Origin of the sequence: Providencia sp. JGM181 (assembly GCF_018257375.1) — a bacterium.
GTDB classification, from domain to species: domain Bacteria; phylum Pseudomonadota; class Gammaproteobacteria; order Enterobacterales; family Enterobacteriaceae; genus Providencia; species Providencia lanzhouensis.
In genome coordinates, this window is record NZ_JAERJY010000001.1 from 88,371 (window position 1) to 107,660 (window position 19,290).

Sequence of the window (19,290 nt, forward strand, 5' to 3'; positions counted from 1 at the left end):
GATTTACTCCCGAAACTGAATGCTACTCGCAATTAACTGGGATGTTGATAGCGGTAGCTCCCCTATTATCGTAATCACATTTTGCTTTTGAGTCATGGTGTAAATTGTGCGGCGACCATTTTGTAGCGGCTGATCCAGTAAAGGACCTTTCGATGTTTTTGTCACATTAACCGAAAAGGTGAATAACCCATCGCTGAACATCGCTGTTTCAATGATGTCATCATCACTCAATTTTCGCGTAGAGCGAGACACTTCCTCAAAGCCTGGAGGCAGCATTCCCACCCGCCATTTAAATGATGGGTTTTCATTTTTTGGCGATACCAATAATGGTGGTAAATTCACATTACTGAGGGATTTCAATGAATCTTGTACATTTTTGCTATCTAAAACAGTCGAAATTACCCGGAACTGTTCCAGTGTTTGATTATTGTTGTCGAGCAAATCAACACGCAGTGGCAATTTAGTTTCTTCATCGATTAGTAACACATAATTAAATCGAGAATTATCTTTTGAAATAATACGGATGACTAATGCGGGTCTATCACCAATGTGCGTACGGCCAGCATCAATAAAATTATAATAAGGCTGAATTTTTTGGTAATCAGCAAAAAGGACCGTAGGTAAGTTATCAATGATATGTTCGCCATTCAGGCTAAACGCATCGAATCCCGGTTCAAAATAACTAATTCGGTTGCCATTTTGTACTATTTCTCGGCGAGATGAATCCATTTGGATCATTTGAGAAATAGGAACACCATTGATAATCGCATGGCGATAGCGCACTGGAACGATATTTTGCGGATTGAATGTCATAAACGACATTTCATATGACAGGTTCTGGGCAGCCGTTCCCATTTCTTTGAAAAGAACATCGGCATCCGTAGATGATGCCGATGCTTGATTAGATATAATCAGGCTGCCCGTCAGGCAGAGGACGGATAACCATTTATTCATTATTGCAGTTTAACCCCTGCTGATGCGGTATTTTTATCACTGTCTTGATGTGGCTGATTCAGCATCGAACGTCTTTCAATTTCATACTGTTGCAGCATGGCATTGATACGTTGATTCTGTTGTTCGATTTGCTGAGACTGTTGCTCAGTACCAAACAATTGGCTATCTGAAATATTTAAGCTAACTGGCGCACCACGTCCGACAGGAACAGTATTAAATACAGGATCATCCACAGTAGAATCGACGTTATTGCTTTGATTGTATTGTTGAACACCCACAATTACAGCGAGTGATACACATGCAGCCACACCGATTTGCGTAATTTGGCTAGCCCATGGACGAATTTTGCTCCAAAACGGGAAACCACTCCAGCTTGCAGGTTCTGGTTGTGATTCAACAACTGCTTGAGGATTAATTCGCACCGGTTCATTTTCCAGCGCTGCCGCAACTTTACTTGCAATATCAAAATGAATGACATCGCCTGTATCATTACGCAGAGTATCACGAACAAGATGATAGCTCTCCCAACGTTGCTTTAACGTTGAATCACATGAAATGGTGTTAATAAGTTCTAAATCTAGAGCTTCACCATCCATCATTGCGGAAAGTTTCTCTCTTTGCATGCCCAATTACCTTCAGTTAATTGCTCACAGTTAAATGGTAACTCGCGACCCAACCAATTAATGTTGTTGGATCAACGGCTGAACTTTTTCATCAATTGCTTCCCTTGCTCTAAAGATCCGTGATCGAACGGTACCCACAGGGCAATCCATCACTTCGGCTATCTCTTCGTAGCTTAAGCCATCAAGTTCACGTAGCGTGATTGCCATTCGGAGATCTTCTGGCAGTGACTCAATGGTACGGAAAACAACTCGCTTTAATTCATCAGACAACATTAAGTTCTCTGGGTTCGAAATTTCTTTTAATGCGCCGGCTGATTCGAAGTTTTCTGCGTCGCTTGCTTCCAGATCTGACGCGGGAGGACGTCTATCTTGCGCGACTAAGTAGTTCTTTGCCGTGTTGACAGCAATTCGATAAAGCCAAGTATAAAAGGCACTGTCGCCACGGAACGAGCCGATTGCACGATAAGCCTTAATAAACGACTCTTGTGCAACATCAGGCACATCCGCTTGCGGTACATAACGAGAAACGAGACTTGCAACCTTATGCTGGTATTTAATCACCAGTAAATTGAAAGCTTGTTGATCGCCTTTTTGTACTTTCTCAACCAATATTTGGTCTGTCAGCTGCTCGCTCATTCCAGGAACCATCTCCTGAACACAGATTGATAATGACTTAACTTGTTCATCTTCTCCCTTCCTTAAGCAAGCCTAACTTCGAGTAATAAAAACTGATGAAGTTCAATTTATTCCAAAAATAATCGAAAATAATTTCAAAAAATGGGATCGATATTTCTTAATCGATCCCATTGATCCTTGTGAGCACTACCTAATAGTATACACAAAACAGGCATATCTACGGCATGATTACGTGGAATTTATTCATTCTCATTGGCACTTTTCATTTAGCCAATGGTTTTTCCCAAAATAAATGATGATTTTCCAAATAAACTAAAGTGTCGCTAAATAATATAGTTCTTTAAGAACTCAAAATGCGATTAATACATAGTCACAGGCAGCTCGATAGGCTAACATAAAATTCTCTATAGAAACACAACACACAAACACTTATGAACGCATCCACACAGCATGACACTGATATTTTAATCATTGGAAGTGGTGTCGCAGGATTATCAGCCGCACTCCGGCTTGCACCCTTTCATCAAGTTACTATTCTCAGCAAAAGCACCCTCAGTGATGGTGCATCTTATTACGCTCAGGGCGGAATAGCCGCCGTTTTCGATGACACCGACAGCATAGAATCCCATGTTAATGACACGCTTGTGGCTGGCGCGGGGATCTGCGAAAAGAGCGCCGTAGAGTTTATAGCATCAAACGCCAAACATTGTGTTCAATGGCTGATTGACCAAGGGGTTTTATTTGATACCGAAGTCAACGAAACAGGGGAAACGCAGTATCACCTCACCCGAGAAGGCGGACACAGTCATCGCCGTATTTTGCATCACGCAGATGCCACCGGAAAAGAGGTTGAAACCACCCTTGTTAATCTTGCTTTTAAGCATCCGAATATCCAGATCAAAGAACGCTACAATGCGGTTGATCTGATCCTCGAAGATAAAACCCAAAAGAACGCCCGCTCCCGCATTGTCGGCGCCTATGTTTGGAACCGCCAAAAAGAGCAAGTCGAAACAATCCGAGCAAAAACCATCGTTTTAGCCACGGGTGGCGCTGCGAAGGTTTACCAATACACCACCAACCCCGATATCTCATCCGGTGATGGTATTGCCATGGCATGGCGGGCAGGCTGCCGCGTAGCTAATTTGGAATTTAACCAGTTTCACCCAACTTGTTTATTCCACCCTCAAGCTCGTAATTTCCTACTCACCGAAGCTTTACGCGGTGAAGGCGCCTACTTAAAACGCCCTGATGGCAGCCGATTCATGCCAGATTATGACGCGCGTTGTGAATTAGCGCCGCGGGATATTGTCGCCAGAGCCATCGACCATGAAATGAAACGCCTCGGGGCAGACTGCATGTATCTGGACATCAGCCACAAATCCCCTGAGTTTATTCAGCACCACTTCCCCACCATTTATGCCAAATTACTCACCTTAGGTTTAGATTTAACCCAAGAGCCGATCCCAATCGTTCCCGCAGCCCACTATACCTGCGGCGGCGTCGTTGTTGACCCGACAGGCATGACAGATGTGCCGAATCTTTATGCTATTGGTGAAGTGAGTTATACCGGGCTACATGGTGCCAATCGCATGGCGTCCAACTCATTACTTGAATGCCTAGTTTATGGGTGGGCTGCCGCAGAAAATATCATCAAAACGATCAACCAGATCCCTGAGGTTTCTGAACTCCCTGAATGGGATGAAAGCCGAGTTCATAATTCTGATGAACAAGTTGTCATTCAGCATAACTGGCATGAATTACGCTTATTTATGTGGGATTACATGGGGATAGTAAGAACCACAAAACGCCTTGAACGCGCTTTGCGTCGTATTCATCTACTTCAACAAGAAATTAATGATTACTATGCTAATTTCCGCATCTCCAATAACTTACTGGAACTGCGCAACTTAGTCCAAGTTGCAGAACTAATGGTGCGCTGCGCCTTAGAACGTAAAGAGAGTCGCGGTTTGCACTATACCTTAGACTACCCTGAGCTTTTACCCGATTCTGGTCCAACCGTTTTAACCCGCTAATATTCACCGCCTATCTGTGCATTAGCCGCAGATAGGCTTTTAATACTTAAGATAAAATGGCTGGATCAACGAGATAAACTCATCCGTATAGCTATCATCTGGTTGTTTCAATGTTAAAGACGAAATAACCGGTTCCATCATCTTAATCGTCAACCCTAATAGCATCCGATGATATGGTGTATGGGCTTTATCCTGAACTTGCGCGCGATAGGCTAAATACCAACCACTCGCCATTGCCATCGCTTCGACTTTCTGCCCTACATCATAAGGCAATACCAAACAAAAAATCCCGTCTGGTGCCAAGCATCGTTTCGCGCTATCTAATAATACTTGGTGAGTAAGTGTTCCGGTATAGCGAGCTTGATCGCGTTTTTCATCCCGACACGCTACCGCGGGCTCAAAATAAGGAGGATTACTCACGATTAATTCATACTGATGGTTAGGCTGTTCGCTAAACGTAATAATGTCCTGATGGAGCACTCGCAGCCGTTCAGACCATGGAGATTCATCAAAATTTTCCTGTGCTTGTAACGCCGCAGCGTCATCAAGTTCAACCGCATCAACCTGCACTTGCTCACTACGCTGAGCTAGCATTAAGGCTATTAATCCGCTCCCACTGCCTATGTCCAACGCATATTTTGTTGCATTAAGAGGCGCCCACGCACCGAGTAATACCCCGTCAGTACCGACCTTCATCGCGCAACGATCATGAGCAACAAAAAATTGCTTGAAGGTAAACCCGCCTTTTCGATAACTCTTTTTTTGTTCGCTCATACTGCCACTCTGGTTTAAATAGGATTTACGTGAATATTCTCAATTTCAACCCACAAATCTGCAAATTTAATCTAATTCTAATAATATTATTCTCGCATAATGAGAATGTGATTTGTTAGTGATTTTTTTTACTGCTAAGTTCGAGAAAAAGGAGATGCCATGAACAGTATTAATAGAACACTAGATATCTTATCGTTTGTCACGACTTGCGCGTCTCCAATCACACCGCAAACCATTTCCAAAGAATTAGATATTCCGCTCTCAACGGTTTATCGGCTTTTAACTATTCTCATAAACTGGGAATTTATAACTTACTCTAAGCAATATGGCACTTATACCGTTGGTGCGCAGAGTATCAAAACTCAAGAAAAATACTATCACCACAGTTTGTTGATGACCTCGTCAAAATCAGAGCTTCATGCATTAGCGAAAAAGACCCAAGAAACTGCGGCAATTATCACCGCCAACCTACGGGAAACCATCTGTGTTGATAAAATTGATAGTGAACAAGCCGTACGCTGCTCTTTTATTGTGGGACATGGCAATACCGTGATCCGCGGCGCTAGTGCAAAAACCCTCTTAGCTTACCGTGATGAACAATACCAAGAATTGGTCTTCGAAACCCACGCCAAGCAGCTACACAAAGATAACTATTTACAGAAATTAAAACAGGATCTAATCCAAATCCGTCAACAGGGCTATGGCATTTCTGTTGGTGAAATTGATGCGGGTGTTTTTGGCGCATCAGCACCTGTTTTTAAAGGCAATGATATTTTAGCTGTCGTCTCTGTCATGGCACCCGAATTTCGTGCCATCAACCGCGTCGATGAGCTGATTAAAGCCACATGCCAAACGGCCCAAAATATAACAAAACTGATTAACTTGGAGTAACTATGACACAACCTTTTCAATGGCAGGGTCGTACTGATGGTGAAACACAGGAACATTTACGCATTCACCAAGTCATCAACCAGCGTTTACCTGCGGAGTTTGCCATTATCGGCTTCGCTTCGGACGAAGGTGTTCGCCGCAATAAAGGTCGTCAAGGCGCTAAAGCCGCCCCTGATGCCATCCGCCGTCAACTTGCTGGCCTGCCTATCCACCAGCCACTAGCTATTCGTGATGTGGGAACGGTAAGTTGTGATGATGGTGATCTGGAAGCGGCTCAACGCCGACTGTCCGATGAGATAATCTCAGTGTTAGAACAGCGCCAAAAACCCATTGTTTTAGGTGGCGGTCACGAAGTCGGCTTTGCGAGCTTCCAAGGTGTTTTCGATTTCGTTCAAAAACATCAGCCAGAAAAAAACATTGGGATCATCAATTTTGATGCACACTTTGATTTACGTGAAGCCCCAGAAGCCACATCTGGTACGCCATTTTTACAATCGTCGCAATTGTGCGCTAAGCATCAGCGTCCTTTCAATTACCTGTGTTTAGGCATAGCAGATCACGGTAATACCAAGGTGTTATTCGATACAGCAGACCGCTTAGGTTGCCACTATATTCGCGATAAAGCCTTAACCGCGAGCTTATTACCCCAAGCGATTGAACAGATTAAACAATTTATAAATTCTGTGGATTACCTGTATGTCACTGTGGATTTGGATGTGTTCTCTGCGGGTATCGCACCGGGAGTCAGCGCACCAGCCGCTCGAGGGATTTCTACTGAAACATTTGATGAATTATTTAGTGTCATCAAATCTAGCGGCAAGATTGCACTGTTTGATATCGCTGAGTGCAATCCTGAATTTGATATTGATAACCACACATCAAAACTAGCAGCTTACTTGGTTTACCAATATTTATTCTAAAAACAACAAACACAATAAAACGACTGATAAACAACTTACCTTGTCTTTCAAAATATAAATAAAAGCTTAGTCAACTAAGCAACTAGTTAAAAATAAACAGCATTGTGCCCCTAAAGCTGTAGCACGAAAAACAATTTTATCGTGTCTTTAACAAGACATTTATACCCTTGGATTTCGAGTTACAGCTAGGCGGCTAGAGAGGATATCCCTAGGAGCATACATAAGTATGTGACTAGGGTAGCCGAACGCGGCCAACAACGCTGTAGATTGAAAGACATGGTATAAATAAAGGGAAAAAAATGACATTCCAAATCGACACACTCACCACCCTCTTCCTGACTGTAGTTTGCCTACTGATGGGTGTTCACCTCAAAAAACGTATTGAATGGCTGCAACGTTTCTGTATTCCTTCACCGGTTATTGGTGGTTTTTTGGTCAGCTTGCTTATTTGGGGATTAAAATCTTTCGATCTCGCTGAAATTACGTTCGATACCAGCTTACAAACATTCTTGATGGTGGCGTTCTTTACGACTGTTGGTATTGATGGCAGTTTCCGCGTATTAAAAAGCGGTGGACGCTTACTCATTACTTACCTGTTAATTTGCTGGACATTGGTTATTTTCCAAGACACCTTTGGTGCCGGTCTGGCGCATTTATTAGGTATCGACCCGGTTATCGGGATCATGGCTGGCGGTGTTTCTTTAACAGGTGGACACGGTGGTGCGGCGGCATTTGGTGGTATGGCCGAAGGTCTTGGCGTACAGTCTGCAACTGTTGCGGCGATTGCAGCGGCAACGTTTGGTCTGATTTCAGGAAGCTTATTAGGTGGCCCTATCGCGAGCTATTTAATTAAAAAACACAAAGTCACTATTCAAACCGAAGAACACATTGAAAGCGTGAAAGTTGAAGAGAAATTGGCTGGCAAAATCGACTCTATCGATGCCCATGCATTCTTAAAAATGTTAGCGCTTATTTTAGGTGTAATGGTTGTCGGTCAATTTGCTTCTGCGCAATTTACTAAAGCCACGGGATTCTCTTTACCAAGCTATGTCGGTGCAATGATTATCGCGATTATTGTGCGTAACATTAACGACCAAGTTGAAATTGTTCGTATTAACCAAAAATCCATCAACCTAATTTCAGATGTTTCACTGGGCTTATTCTTAACCATGGCGATGATGTCGCTTAAGATTTGGGAATTGAAAGTCATCGCCCTGCCATTATTCATCATCTTACTGGCGCAAACTATTGCCATCATCCTGTTCGTTGTTTTCGTCGTCTTCAGGCTGTTAGGCAAAAACTACGATGCTGCAGTAATGTGTTCAGGCATGATGGGACATGGTTTAGGGGCTACACCGAACGCAATGGCAAACATGTCATCAGTCTGTGAGCGCTACAAACAAGTTTCTATGAAAGCGTTTATGATTGTGCCATTAAGCGGTGCTGTACTTATCGACCTCGTGGGAATTCCTTACCACACTTGGTTAATTAACATGCTCAGCTAATTCCACTTCATCCCTCTTACCAACCATACGACAGAGTTTGGTAAGAGGGAGCATTATCAGTAAGCCACTTCCTTATATACCCCCCGCCAACAAAAACAGGTAAACTCTGCACAAAGCTGATTTTTGTGGTGAACAATTTTGCTAACCTGTTTATAATCAGCGCCCCAAATAGAGGTATATCATGACTGCATCCACTTTTTCTGAACTTGAGCTTGATGAGAGCCTGATCACCGCGCTGACCAATAAAGGTTACGAGCGCCCGACGGCCATCCAAGAAGCGGCTATCCCTCCTGCAATGGATGGACGCGACGTTTTAGGTTCAGCCCCAACCGGAACAGGTAAAACTGCGGCGTTCTTATTGCCAGCCATTCAACATTTACTTGATTTCCCAAGAAAAAAATCAGGTCCGCCTCGCGTTCTGATTTTAACACCAACTCGCGAACTCGCTATGCAAGTCGCTGATCAAGCTAAAGAGTTGTGTGCACATAATCATTTAGACGTTGCCACCATTACAGGCGGCGTTGCGTATATGAACCACGCTGAGGTTTTCAGCGAAAACCAAGATATCGTCGTCGCAACCACCGGACGTTTGCTGCAATACATTAAAGAAGAAAACTTCGATTGCCGCGCCGTAGAGATTTTGATCCTCGATGAAGCTGACCGTATGCTGGATATGGGTTTTGCGCACGATATCGAAACTATCGCAGGTGAAACCCGCTGGCGCAAGCAAACCATGTTGTTCTCTGCCACTCTTGAAGGTGAAGCAATTCGTGATTTTGCTGAGCGTCTACTCGAAGATCCTATCGAAATTGAAGCAGATCCTTCACGCCGTGAACGCAAGAAAATCCAACAATTTTACTATCGCGCTGACACGTTAGAGCATAAAACTGCGCTGCTGTGTCACCTTATCAAGCAAGAAGACGTCACCAAATCGATTGTCTTTGTGCGTAAGCGTGAACGCGTTCGTGAAGTTGTCCAATGGCTGCGTGAGGCAGGGATTGAACCTTGCTATATCGAAGGTGAAATGGTGCAAGCGAAGCGTAACGAAGCTGTTCGCCGCTTAGTGACTGGACAAGTTAAAGTCCTCGTTGCAACAGACGTGGCTTCTCGTGGATTAGACATTGAAAACGTCAGCCATGTTTTTAACTTTGACTTACCGCGCACCGCGGATGTCTATTTGCACCGTATCGGTCGTACCGGTCGTGCTGGACGCAAAGGAACTGCTCTTTCTTTAGTTGAAGCGCACGATTTCCCTCTACTGGGAAAAATCACTCGCTACATCGAAGACCCAATTAAGATGCGTGTGGTAGATTCATTACGCCCAACAACCAAAGCGCCTTCTGAAGCAATGCTGAATAAGCCAAAACCCTCTAAGAAAGTGCTGGCTAAGCGTAAAGAGAAGAAAAAAGAAGAGCAAAGCAAGAAAAAAGAAAAAGTACGCCATCGCGATAAGAAAAATATCGGTAAACGTCGCACTCCAGCTATATCATCTACAACTACGCCATCTGCAACTGCGTCTGCGCCATCTAAAGCTGCACCGTCTGCAAGCGCAGCAGATAGCAATAAAACCAAGTAAAACTCAATCGAGTGATACTGACAAAAGCGGGCTTCGGCCCGTTTTTCATTTATTAACTTAAGTTCATTAACTTATAGACCTTCTCTCTCATAACCCGACTTTCATTGGTTAACGCTTCTGCTTTTATCATATGATTATCTAAAATATCTCGGCAGTTATAACCCTGATTATTTTCCATTCGCCAATCTGCGCCATTTGATAATAATAATTCAGCAACATCTAAAGAGTGGCTATTTAAAGCATCATGCAACGGGGTATTTCCCAAATTATCTCTCACGTTGACCATTAAACCATTACTCAGCAAAATTTCTGATTGAGCCACTCTCCCGCTTTGAGCCGCTAAATGTAAAACTGTTTTTTGCTGAGCTAACTGCATTTTTTTAATTCCCTGCCCGTATGGAGATTCCAATAATACTTTTATAAATTGGCTATTACCCGCACGAACAGATTGCATTGCGAGTTTATCAATATCGCAGTGCTTATTTTTCATTGAAAGCAGCACTTTAAATTCACTAATATTTTCTTTCTTAATTGAATTTTTACAGCTTTCTTGCCAATTAAAACTTTGTTTCTGCTCTACGTTTGGAAATTCATTCAACATAGAATCCGCTGTTTTATCAAATTCACCTGTAATCGCATTCCAATTATTCCATGGTTTATGTTTGCACATCATCCTAATAATCTTAACCATTGAATGTGCAATAAAGCTCCTGGTCAACAAACGGTGTGGTAACCAGTCTTTCCAAGAATTATGTTCGCTGTAAGCCATTTTGATACGGTTTCCCAACGCAGAAGGGATTGGTAACGTGTTTTGAAGTGCATCAAGCCAATCATATTGAACAGTATAAAAGCGTATCAAACCTTCATCTGCTTGTTGCTTAGCAATGTTATAATCCATTCCAATTTTATGAACTGTGTTTTGAGCAAGCCCTGAAGGACTAAATGAAATACAAGGTGATTGACTCGCCAATGCGGCTATTGATGCAAGACCGCCCCCTAGAGAGTGCCCTGTGCAGATAATATTACCTTTCACGGCTCGATATAGAATATTTGTTAACCCTACCGCCTGAAAGAATTGAGGTTCGTAATATCCTAGGCCTTGCCGAATGTTGGCATAAAAATCGACAATATCATTTGTTCCCGCAAAGCAAATAATATACAGACCATTAAAACAACAAATATTCGATTGAAAACCTGTAAATTCATTATTTAAAAGTTCTGCATCTATACCTAATTCATTAATTTTTGACGTGCTGAGTTTTTCTATTCCTTGAATATCACGCCAATTACTATGATAGGCACCTTGTGATAGTAACGCTAAAAGATAATCTTTATTCTGTGCATCTCTTCCTAGAAACTCCTCTCTCGTAACATTTTTAGACCATTTATCACGGGGGCTACATAATGAATCCGAAAATGTATTTTGTTGATATAAATTTAAACCTTCTTCAACAAAAGAAAGTTCGTCCTTACTTACTGTCTGCTGTATTGCTGTACTGAATGGCATAAATTCTCCCTAACAAATGCTGTATGCTGGAAGAATATTGAAATATAAATAACCAAGGGGGGAAATAATCAACTTTGTTAGGGGTAAATAAAAAAGCCATTGAGAACAATGGCTTTTAGAATTTATTAAGATAAGAGATCTATTGACCCCTTAATGTTTATTACAGGCTTTCAGTGAAAGTACGAGTAATAACGTCACGCTGTTGTTCAGGTGTTAATGAATTAAAACGCACTGCATAACCAGAAACACGGATAGTTAATTGCGGATATTTCTCTGGGTTTTTAACTGCATCTTCTAATGTTTCACGGCTTAATACGTTAACATTTAAGTGCTGACCACCTTCTACGCGAACAGTTGGTTTCATTTCCAAAGGAACTTCGCGGCTCTCAAAAGCCCCCAATTCATCTTTAGGAACAACCTGACCTTCGCTATAATCTGCTTTCGCACACACGCAACGAGCTTCATTTGTCTCGCTATCGATTAGCCAGAAAGAGTTCAGCAGTGCTGCATTATCACTTTTAGTAATTTGAATACCAGTAATCATCTCGACCTCCACGTTCGAATCAGATTTTGATCAATCTTTGCTAACTGTTTTTAATCGCTATTGATTGGATAATTGGTCTAACCAACCTGTTTATCTAATATATACCAGCTAGAACCCCCGGATTCTTTGATATTTATCAAATATTTCGTATGGTAATTAACCATGGCGGCGCATCTTTATGATTTAAATCAATATTCACATTTGGGCTTTTTAATTATTTTTGTAAATTTTCAAATTAATTTGAAGTGCTTTTAGGGAGTTAGCGCGGAACAACACTTTATCTATGCGCCATGAACCAGTAAGCTACGAACTATAAAATACATCACTATGGGATCATTCATGTCAAATACGATGACTTGGCACGACGTAATCGGTGCGGAAAAATCACAAACCTATTTCAAAGAGACTCTCGCGTTTGTCGCGAACGAAAGAGAAAGCGGAAAAGTAATCTACCCACCGCAAGAAGATGTTTTCAATGCGTTTCGCTATACCGAATTAGCGGACATCAAAGTCGTTATCTTGGGACAAGACCCCTATCATGGACCAGGGCAAGCACATGGATTATCATTTTCTGTACGTCCGGGTATTAAAGCGCCGCCTTCACTCGTCAATATGTATAAAGAGCTTGAGAAAGATATTCCAGGATTTGTCCGCCCGGAACATGGATACCTGCTCAGCTGGGCTCAACAAGGGGTTTTACTCCTCAATACGGTATTAACTGTAGAACAAGGCAATGCGCACTCACATGCACACCTAGGCTGGGAAACGTTTACAGATAAAGTGATTCAGGCGATTAATGATCATACTGAGGGCGTGATTTTTCTTTTATGGGGCTCTCATGCACAAAAGAAAGGTCGCATTATCGATACTAAGCGCCACCATGTACTTAAAGCACCTCACCCATCACCACTTTCTGCTCATCGAGGCTTCTTAGGATGTGGCCATTTCTCGAAAGCTAATCAATTGCTTGAACAGCAAGGTCGCGCACCTATTGATTGGTATCCAGTTATTCCTGAATAAATGCATTCTATAGCGATAAAATGTATTGGTGATGAAGTTCTTAGAAGTTCGCAATAGAAAAATGGGATGCTCAGCATCCCATTCTCGTTATATACCCTAAAACTATTTATGCTCTAAACTTATTTAGAAACAATGACCATTGCAGGGCGCAACAGACGGTTATTCAAGGTATAACCCTTTTGCATCACGTTGATCACTTGACCTGCGCTATGGTCAGGAGATTCAATCATGGTCATTGCCTGGTGAACTTCAGGGTTGAATGGCACATTTGCCGCATCAACAGGCTCAATACCAAACTTAGAAACGGCATCTAAGAACGTTTTCAACGTAAGATCTAAGCCTTCTAACATCGCTTTGGATTCTTCGTTGTCACGATCAGCTGCCTCAATTGCACGCTCTAAGTTATCAATAACAGGCAACAATTCATTGGAAAACTTCTCAAGCGCAAACTTGTGGGCTTTTTCAATATCTTGTTCTGTACGACGACGAATGTTTTCGATTTCAGCGTGAGCACGTAACATTGCTTCGCGTTCAGTTTTACGGGAAGCTTCAAGTTGCTGTTCAAGCTCAGCAATACGCGCTGCTAACGCTTGTTCTTCGGCTTGTAAATCTGCTTGTTGAGTATCAACTTCTTGCTCTGCTTGCACTTTTTGTGTTTCATTTTGCTCAGAAGCTTGCTCATCATGCATGTTTTGTTCTTTACTACTCATGAATATCTCCGCGTATTTAGCAATAATTCTATCTATGAGAGTATTATGGGGATCTAATACAGGGATTCAAGGGAAGTCATACAACGAGGAGTTAAAAAAGTATGCAAAAGGCTAAGATGACACCATCTTCACAATTTAAAACTATCGGTATTGTCGGACACCCAAGGCACCCTGAAGCATTGGCAACCCATGAACTTATCTATCATTGGCTGATTTCAAAAAATTACCACGCAATAATTGATAAACAAGTGGCTAAGGATTTGAAATTAAAAGATGCCAATACAGGAACTTTAACAGAAATCGGTCAACAAGCCGATTTAGTCGTTGTGGTTGGCGGCGATGGCAACATGCTTGGAGCTGCGCGAATTTTATCCCGCTATAACAATAAAGTTATTGGTGTCAACCGAGGTAATTTGGGATTTTTAACCGACCTGGACCCCGACAATGCCCTTCAGCAACTGTCCTGTGTTCTTGATGGGGAATATCATGAAGAGCAGCGCTTTTTATTAGAAGCTCAAGTTATCAAGGCGAATCAAAAAGCCCGTAAAAGTAGCGCCATTAATGAAGTGGTTCTTCACCCAGGCAAAGTCGCGCATATGATTGAGTTTGAAGTTTATATTGATGAAAAATTTGCCTTTTCACAACGCTCAGACGGCTTAATTATTGCGACCCCGACAGGCTCAACAGCCTACTCTTTATCCGCTGGGGGACCTATCCTTACGCCGAATCTAGACGCTATTGTACTCGTGCCGATGTTCCCACACACCCTATCGTCTCGCCCATTAGTTATCAGCAGCGACAGCAGTATCCGCTTAAAATTTTTACGGACCAATATTGATTATGAAGTGAGTTGCGACAGTCAAATTATGCTACCTATACAGGATGGCGAAGAGGTGATTATAAAGCGCAGCTCGAAGAGTCTGAATTTAGTTCATCCAAAAGATTACAATTATTTCAATACATTAAGTTCAAAACTCGGTTGGTCTAAAAAAACTTTTTAAATTTTTTGCACTGCCTCTTTACTGTATAAAAAAACAGGTTAAACTGTATGAAAACACAGGTGTGTATTTAAACAGGAGAGCGCAGATGCTAACCCAACTAACCATCAATAATTTTGCTATCGTTCGTGAGTTAGAAATCGATTTTCGTAGCGGTATGACGACAATTACAGGTGAAACCGGTGCGGGTAAATCCATTGCTATCGATGCTCTTGGTTTATGTTTAGGTAACCGAGGTGAAGCCAACATGGTTCGTCCTGGTGCTCAACGTGCCGACTTGTGTGCTCGCTTTTCACTGTCTGACGCTCAAATGGCAGCAAATTGGCTCATTGAGCATCAACTTGATAATCAAAATGAATGCTTACTACGCCGTACTATCGCAACCGATGGTCGTTCTCGAGGCTTTATTAACGGTGTCTCCGTTCCCTTATCGCAATTACGTGAACTTGGCGCATTACTGATCCAAATTCATGGTCAACATGCTCACCAGCTATTATTGGATAATGATCATCAACAATCCCTACTTGATGCCTATGCTAATCAGCAAGCATTACTCGCTCAAATGAAGCAGACGTGGCAAAAGTGGCATGAATCTTGTCAGCAATTAGCTGTATTTCAAAAACAGATGCAAGAGCGTGAATCTCGCCAGCAATTGCTTGATTATCATTTAAAAGAGTTAAATGAGTTCCTACCCGTTCAAGGGGAGTTTGAGGAAATTGATCAAGAATATAAGCAGCTTGCTAATCATGGGCAATTTTTAACTATTGGGCAAACAACAGCACAAATTCTGACAGAAAGTGACGATGCAAACGTCATCAGCCTTCTCAATATGGCAAAAAATGAGCTTTCAGATTTAGTCACTCTGAACCCTAAATTTTCAGGGTTATTGGATATGCTGGAAGAAGCAGCCATCCAAGTTAATGAAGTGAGTGATGAAATTAAACATTACTGCGATCAATATGAATTAGACCCAAATCGTTTATTCGAATTAGAGCAGCGAATTTCCAAACAAATTAGTTTGGCACGTAAGCATCACGTTACGCCTGAAGCACTGCCTGAACTTTTTCAACAATTAGTTGAAGAACAAAATCAGATAGCTAACCAAAATGAAGATTGTGAAGCTTTAAATGCGCAGGCCATTGCTGACCACCAAAAAGCTCTAGAATGTGCGGAACGTTTACATCATGTACGTCTGCATTATGCACAAGAGCTCAGCCAGCTAATTACTAGCAGTATGCACCAACTTTCAATGCCTCATGGCCTTTTCACGATTGATGTAAAATTTGTCCCTGAACATTTACAAATCGATGGCGCCTGCAAAGTCGAATTCAATGTCACTACTAACCCAGGACAGCCACATCAAGCTTTGGCTAAAGTTGCATCAGGTGGTGAGCTATCTCGCATCGCTTTAGCCATTCAAGTGATCACCGCGAAAAAAATGGATACTCCGGCTTTAATTTTTGATGAAGTGGACGTGGGGATCAGTGGTCCAACCGCCGCTATTGTCGGGAAATTACTCCGTGAACTTGGTGAATCCACCCAAGTTATGTGTGTAACTCACTTGCCACAAGTTGCGGGCTGTGGTCATCACCATTTTTATGTTAGTAAAGAAACGAACGGTGTAGAAACCGAGACTCACATGCAATTATTGGATAAAAAATCTAGATTACAAGAGCTTGCACGGTTACTTGCTGGCTCAGAGGTAACGAAAAATACATTGGCTAATGCAAAAGAGTTGCTCGCAGCTTAAATTTCGACAACTTTTTTTATCTCCTGTTGTCTTAGAGTCGATCTGGAAGGTTTTAAATTGTATCAATGTCGATTATCATTGATGTTCTGACTCCAAAAGGAATGAGATATCCATGCGTTATAAATTGTTAACTGCTGCAGCGCTATCATTCGCATTAATGTCCACGGGCTGTTCAATGATGGAACGTCTTGTCTATCATCCGGATATTAACCAAGGTAACTACCTCACGGCGAAAGATGTTGCGAAGATTAAAAAAGGAATGACACAGCAACAGGTTGCTTATGCTTTAGGCACGCCAATGATGACTGACCCGTTTGGTTCTCAGACTTGGTTTTATGTTTTCCGCCAAGAGCTGGGGCATGACCCAGTGAAGCAAGAAACATTGACGCTGACGTTTGATCGCAACGGTATCCTCACAGATATCAAAAATGAGAAAAACCTTGAAGCACAACAAGCCATGGAAGCTGGTGAAGTTAAAGCATCAGAACCAAAAGCAGCGGAATAACACCCTATATAGCGTAATGCTTGAGCGTGTATAACTTGAGTATATAAGTAACTACCTGCCCAATTATATGATGGGATAACAAACAGGTAGTTACTTTAGTGCTTTTATTTATCCCTTTATAGCTTCTCGCCAATACATAAAAGCGCCATCCTCTACGTTCTAGCCTATCAATCGACGCATCCATCGCACCCGCAAAGAAAAAACCTATATATTTGAAACAAAAAAACCGAGCTTTCACTCGGCTTCATATATAATTGATTCGCTCACTGCGCAATATCTTATTTATTATTCTCTTTCGATTTTTCAGCTCGTTTGCGGCGTAGCTCTTTCGGATCGGCAATCAATGGGCGATAAATTTCAATTCTATCCCCTTCTTGAACGACATCACCCAATTTCGCAGGCCGACTATAAATACCCACTTTATTTTTCTTTAAATCGATATCCGAACGCAACGTTAAAATACCCGATGCAATAATTGCATCTTCAATCGTGGTTCCTTCTGCAACTTTTACAGAGAGTAAAAATTGCTTTTCAGGTAACGCATATGTCACTTCAATGTTGATATCAGACACGGTAAACGACCTTAGCACGAGACGTAAATGCTTGAACCATATTGTTGGCCAGCTCTTTGAATATCTTACCGAATGCCAACTCAATCAGCTTATTGGTAAATTCAAAATCGAGATGAAACTCTATTTTACAGGCGTCAGCACTCAAAGGAATAAACTGCCATCCCCCAGATAGAGTTCTAAAAGGGCCTTCCACTAACTGCATTTGGATACGTTTATTATCTTCCAGCGCATTTTTAGTAATGAAGGTTTTGCTAATTCCCGCCTTTGAAACCTCAACTGATGCCGTCATTTCTTCTGAATTTTGGCTAATGATTCGGCTTCCAACGCATCCCGGTAAAAAACTTGGATATGAAATTACATCATTCACAAGTTTATACATTTGTTCTGCGCTAAAAGGAACTAACGCAGAGCGACTAATCTGTGGCATATCAATTCCTATCCCCAAAAACTGCGCATATAATAGCACCATTGATGGGTTACTCAAAAAACAAAACCCGTGCAGGGCAAGAAATGCACAATCGCAAAAATATCAGTGTTGAACGATTTCATTCAACGCATCTTAACGTATAATGAATGAACTATGACAAAGAAAAAACCATATAAACCCGGTTCAGCAACAATTGCTATGAACAAACGTGCTCGCCACGAATATTCTATCGAAGAGGAGTTCGAGGCGGGTTTATCCCTACAAGGTTGGGAAGTTAAATCATTACGCGCGGGCAAAGCCAACATTGGTGATAGCTATGTTTTACTGCGCGATGGTGAAGCCTATCTGTTTGGTGCCAACTTTACACCACTGACAGTCGCATCATCCCATGTTGTCTGCGACCCAACCCGCAGTAGAAAACTACTTCTTAATCAACGTGAATTAGATACCCTTTACGGTAAAGTTAACCGCGAAGGCTATACTGTCATCGCTCTTTCCTTATATTGGAAAAACGCGTGGTGCAAAGTGAAAATTGGCGTAGCCAAAGGTAAAAAAGCCCACGACAAGCGTTCTGATATCAAAGATAGAGAGTGGCAATTAGATAAAGCACGTATAATGAAACATTCTAATCGCTAAGTCCTAGCTTTATAGAGTTATTTTCTGTTATACTGCACTCACAACTTGGGGCTGATTCTGGATTCGACGGGATTTGCGAAACCCAAGGTGCATGCCGAGGGGCGGTTGGCCTCGTAAAAAGCCGCAAAAAAATAGTCGCAAACGACGAAAACTACGCACTAGCAGCTTAATAACCTGCTTAGAGCCTTCTCTCCCTAGCCTCCGCTCTTAGGACGGGGATCAAGAGAAGTCAAACCCAAAAGAGATCGCGTGGATGCCTTGCCTGGGGTTGAAGCGTTAAACTTAATCAGGATAGTTTGTTGGTGGCGTGTCTGTCCGCAGCTGGCAAATGAAATTAAAGACTAGACTAAGCATGTAGTACCGAGGATGTAGAAATTTCGGACGCGGGTTCAACTCCCGCCAGCTCCACCAAATTTTAACTGTCAGTGATGTGACAACAACTTTAAAAACAGTAGGTTAGTAAAGTTGAGCAGACAGTAACATTACCCAGAATGGACTTCGAAATGCACGTGAAATGCACGCGCACTAGAAAAATAGAAAAGCTCACTTCGGTGGGCTTTTTTATTCTCTATCGTACTAAGAGATAAATCTAATGAGAAAGGCTTGTATTGAATTACATTCAACAATGCAATATCGATGAAATAAATTTAATGATTTAAAAACAACAAGTTATCTTAAACAGGTCATTATTTAAACACAATTCTTATAC

General features: G+C 42.0%; 19 protein-coding genes and 1 other RNA gene. 11 read left to right on the forward strand and 9 right to left on the reverse strand.

Annotation, left to right across the window (positions count from 1 at the left end; all coding sequences use genetic code 11):
- Positions 1-3: 3 nt before the first annotated feature.
- Genes rseB through rpoE form a run of 3 tightly spaced genes read right to left on the reverse strand, consistent with a single transcriptional unit; the run spans position 4 to position 2,213 of the window.
- Entirely contained in the window at positions 4-954 is a 951-nt protein-coding gene (rseB, locus tag JK188_RS00395; RefSeq protein ID WP_036949430.1) for a sigma-E factor regulatory protein RseB, read from the reverse strand.
- The gene (gene rseA / locus JK188_RS00400) at positions 954-1,577 is read right to left on the reverse strand and encodes an anti-sigma-E factor RseA (RefSeq protein ID WP_211886178.1); all 624 of its coding nucleotides are present in this window, start codon (positions 1,575-1,577) and stop codon (positions 954-956) included. The genes rseB and rseA overlap by 1 nt, the downstream gene beginning before the upstream one ends.
- A gap of 57 nt (positions 1,578-1,634) precedes the next feature.
- Positions 1,635-2,213 (reverse strand): RNA polymerase sigma factor RpoE, encoded by a 579-nt coding sequence (rpoE, locus tag JK188_RS00405; protein WP_006661282.1) that lies wholly within the window; start codon positions 2,211-2,213, stop codon positions 1,635-1,637.
- Between the two features lie 431 nt (positions 2,214-2,644).
- Between rpoE and nadB the strand changes: the two genes are divergently transcribed.
- Positions 2,645-4,246, forward strand: a complete 1,602-nt coding sequence (gene nadB / locus JK188_RS00410; RefSeq protein ID WP_211886180.1) for an L-aspartate oxidase — start codon at positions 2,645-2,647, stop codon at positions 4,244-4,246.
- Between the two features lie 39 nt (positions 4,247-4,285).
- On the opposite strand, the gene trmN is transcribed toward nadB, so the two are convergent.
- The gene (gene trmN / locus JK188_RS00415) at positions 4,286-5,020 is read right to left on the reverse strand and encodes a tRNA(1)(Val) (adenine(37)-N(6))-methyltransferase TrmN (protein ID WP_211886182.1); all 735 of its coding nucleotides are present in this window, start codon (positions 5,018-5,020) and stop codon (positions 4,286-4,288) included.
- Between the two features lie 159 nt (positions 5,021-5,179).
- On the opposite strand from trmN, the gene JK188_RS00420 reads away from it, so the two are divergent.
- From JK188_RS00420 to srmB, 4 genes are all read left to right on the forward strand, one after another.
- Positions 5,180-5,911 carry an IclR family transcriptional regulator gene (locus JK188_RS00420; protein WP_211886183.1) on the forward strand — a complete coding sequence of 244 codons (732 nt, stop codon included), beginning with the start codon at positions 5,180-5,182 and terminating at the stop codon, positions 5,909-5,911.
- 2 nt (positions 5,912-5,913) lie between these two features.
- Positions 5,914-6,831 carry a formimidoylglutamase gene (hutG, locus tag JK188_RS00425; protein WP_211886184.1) on the forward strand — a complete coding sequence of 306 codons (918 nt, stop codon included), beginning with the start codon at positions 5,914-5,916 and terminating at the stop codon, positions 6,829-6,831.
- 299 nt (positions 6,832-7,130) lie between these two features.
- A complete protein-coding gene (gene gltS, locus JK188_RS00430) occupies positions 7,131-8,336 on the forward strand; it encodes a sodium/glutamate symporter (protein ID WP_211886186.1) in 1,206 nt (401 codons plus the stop codon).
- A gap of 181 nt (positions 8,337-8,517) precedes the next feature.
- Positions 8,518-9,912: an ATP-dependent RNA helicase SrmB gene (srmB, locus tag JK188_RS00435; RefSeq protein WP_230082521.1), complete on the forward strand. Its 1,395-nt coding sequence runs from the start codon at positions 8,518-8,520 to the stop codon at positions 9,910-9,912.
- A gap of 52 nt (positions 9,913-9,964) precedes the next feature.
- Here the strand turns inward: srmB and JK188_RS00440 are convergent, their stop codons facing one another.
- Positions 9,965-11,419, reverse strand: a complete 1,455-nt coding sequence (locus JK188_RS00440; RefSeq protein ID WP_211886188.1) for an ankyrin repeat domain-containing protein — start codon at positions 11,417-11,419, stop codon at positions 9,965-9,967.
- Between the two features lie 160 nt (positions 11,420-11,579).
- Positions 11,580-11,963, reverse strand: coding sequence for an autonomous glycyl radical cofactor GrcA (gene grcA / locus JK188_RS00445; RefSeq protein ID WP_108478520.1), 384 nt, complete (start codon positions 11,961-11,963; stop codon positions 11,580-11,582).
- Between the two features lie 339 nt (positions 11,964-12,302).
- Between grcA and ung the strand changes: the two genes are divergently transcribed.
- Positions 12,303-12,983 (forward strand): uracil-DNA glycosylase, encoded by a 681-nt coding sequence (ung, locus tag JK188_RS00450; protein WP_211886190.1) that lies wholly within the window; start codon positions 12,303-12,305, stop codon positions 12,981-12,983.
- Positions 12,984-13,102: 119 nt separating this feature from the next.
- Here ung and grpE read toward each other — a convergent pair whose 3' ends face one another.
- The gene (gene grpE, locus JK188_RS00455) at positions 13,103-13,693 is read right to left on the reverse strand and encodes a nucleotide exchange factor GrpE (RefSeq protein WP_036949413.1); all 591 of its coding nucleotides are present in this window, start codon (positions 13,691-13,693) and stop codon (positions 13,103-13,105) included.
- Positions 13,694-13,809: 116 nt separating this feature from the next.
- On the opposite strand from grpE, the gene nadK reads away from it, so the two are divergent.
- From nadK to bamE, 3 genes are all read left to right on the forward strand, one after another.
- Entirely contained in the window at positions 13,810-14,694 is an 885-nt protein-coding gene (gene nadK, locus JK188_RS00460; RefSeq protein WP_181478775.1) for an NAD(+) kinase, read from the forward strand.
- Between the two features lie 85 nt (positions 14,695-14,779).
- The gene (gene recN, locus JK188_RS00465; protein ID WP_211886191.1) at positions 14,780-16,441 is read left to right on the forward strand and encodes a DNA repair protein RecN; all 1,662 of its coding nucleotides are present in this window, start codon (positions 14,780-14,782) and stop codon (positions 16,439-16,441) included.
- A 112-nt stretch (positions 16,442-16,553) separates the two neighbouring features.
- The gene (bamE, locus tag JK188_RS00470; RefSeq protein WP_036949409.1) at positions 16,554-16,946 is read left to right on the forward strand and encodes an outer membrane protein assembly factor BamE; all 393 of its coding nucleotides are present in this window, start codon (positions 16,554-16,556) and stop codon (positions 16,944-16,946) included.
- A gap of 278 nt (positions 16,947-17,224) precedes the next feature.
- Here the strand turns inward: bamE and JK188_RS00475 are convergent, their stop codons facing one another.
- Together JK188_RS00475 and JK188_RS00480 are read right to left on the reverse strand one after the other, a co-directional pair.
- Positions 17,225-17,518 carry an RnfH family protein gene (locus JK188_RS00475; protein ID WP_211886192.1) on the reverse strand — a complete coding sequence of 98 codons (294 nt, stop codon included), beginning with the start codon at positions 17,516-17,518 and terminating at the stop codon, positions 17,225-17,227.
- Complete coding sequence (locus tag JK188_RS00480; protein WP_036949406.1) at positions 17,511-17,945, reverse strand: type II toxin-antitoxin system RatA family toxin; 435 nt, start codon at positions 17,943-17,945, stop codon at positions 17,511-17,513. Before JK188_RS00480 ends, JK188_RS00475 begins: the two co-directional genes overlap by 8 nt.
- A gap of 153 nt (positions 17,946-18,098) precedes the next feature.
- Between JK188_RS00480 and smpB the strand changes: the two genes are divergently transcribed.
- Positions 18,099-18,581, forward strand: a complete 483-nt coding sequence (gene smpB, locus JK188_RS00485) for an SsrA-binding protein SmpB (protein ID WP_006814817.1) — start codon at positions 18,099-18,101, stop codon at positions 18,579-18,581.
- A gap of 47 nt (positions 18,582-18,628) precedes the next feature.
- Positions 18,629-18,992, forward strand: a transfer-messenger RNA (tmRNA) gene (gene ssrA / locus JK188_RS00490).
- Positions 18,993-19,290 lie beyond the last annotated feature (298 nt).